Source organism: Paenibacillus sp. P4_A7 (assembly GCF_056402455.1).
This window is the reverse complement of sequence record NZ_JBFUHJ010000767.1, coordinates 1-1,343: the sequence shown is the minus strand read 5'-3', so window position 1 is coordinate 1,343 and position 1,343 is coordinate 1. Positions and strand designations below refer to the sequence as shown.

The window sequence follows — 1,343 nt, the reverse complement described above, 5'->3', positions numbered from 1 at the left end:
GTTGTTATTGGTTCCGAGGCGCTTCAAAAGCACCGTGATGCGAAGCGGGAAAAAGCACTTAAGGAAGCAAGCGAAGCAGCTGAAGCCGATGATAATGACGATTCAACTGAAGATACAGCCGAAACTGTAGAAACGAACGAAGCCTAAAGCAGGCCATTCACTAGGGACAGCCAAAAAAAGGTTACCGCGATGGCGGTTACTGTTCCGATAAGGGCGCCTGCCGCAACATCAGAAGGATAATGTAAGCCAAGATACATTCTTGACCATGCTACTGATATTCCGATTAGTAAAGCCGCCGGCATAAGCAGAGACAGCCATATACCGCCGCTCGTAAGCAATATGGGGACGAGCCAAGCGAATATGGCTGTCGTATGTCCGGAAGGAAAAGAAGAGTCTTTAAGTGGCTTCGGACATGTAAACACATCACCTGGCATGGCCTGATAAGGGCGCAATCGTTTAAATTTTCTTTTACAAATCGAAACTGGAATATGGCTGATCATAACGGCAGTCAAGCATTGCCAGCCAGTTGTACTCCAAGGTTCTGGAGCTAAGAGTGCGAATAGCAGGGCTGTTGTTAGTGTGGAGGTTGCACCGCCCATATGCGTTACAGTACTTAACCATTTGCCTATCAGTAGGTGTACCATTCCTTTTGAATGCCTTCGATTGACCCATATGAACATTCGCAGATCACTCGTTTTGAGCCAGTCTATTACACGTGCCATAGCTGCCATCCTCCTAAGCATATCAGCTTTTTCTCCCAAATTGATCGTATCATGAATTTGTTTGCTGAACGTTAGCATAGGAACCAGCCTTTATTAAAAGCCCATTATTTTATTTGTTTTGCTTTAACCGTTTTACAAATTGCTTGTATGGGCAAAACTGTTACGGAGACATACGCAGCACCTATGAATTTTGCAGCAAAAAGCCTTGAAAAAAATGTCGGAAATTCAAAAGTGTGCGTTTTCTAATGGTGTGTTCACACGTTTGTCACAATAAAGAATAGGTTTTAACGAAACATTTATAAACTTTTCATCGTAATTAAGGACAATAGTGCTAAAAATTTAGCAAATGGTTGAAAATAAGGCTAAGTCGCCGAAAAAGGAGGTACTGCGTTCATTGTTCGGGGATGCAAGCGTTTTTCTGACGAGATTAAGCCTAATCACGTCATTTTCAACTTTTGACAAAGAGCATGTTTCTGTGGAGAATCAGTAAGGGTTAAGAGGCGTTTACAGAAAAACGCTGTTTATCGCGAAACGAGCATACTGAGCCAAAGAAAGGCATCAGTCGTTTACGTCAGAGAAATATATAATACAAAGCTTGTCACCCATCTATGGTGTTGGTGC

At 42.7% G+C, this 1,343-nt stretch carries 1 protein-coding gene; it reads right to left on the bottom strand.

Features of this window, described 5'->3' with window-relative positions:
- Positions 1–143: 143 nt before the first annotated feature.
- Positions 144–722: a phosphatase PAP2 family protein gene (locus AC1DWN_RS33810; RefSeq protein WP_477563195.1), complete on the bottom strand. Its 579-nt coding sequence runs from the start codon at positions 720–722 to the stop codon at positions 144–146.
- Between the last annotated feature and the right edge of the window lie 621 nt (positions 723–1,343).

What these genes read in the sequence shown, in the direction of transcription:
- AC1DWN_RS33810 (WP_477563195.1), bottom strand. Translation starts at nt 722, where the DNA reads ATGGCACGTGTAATAGACTGGCTCAAAACGAGTGATCTGCGAATGTTC.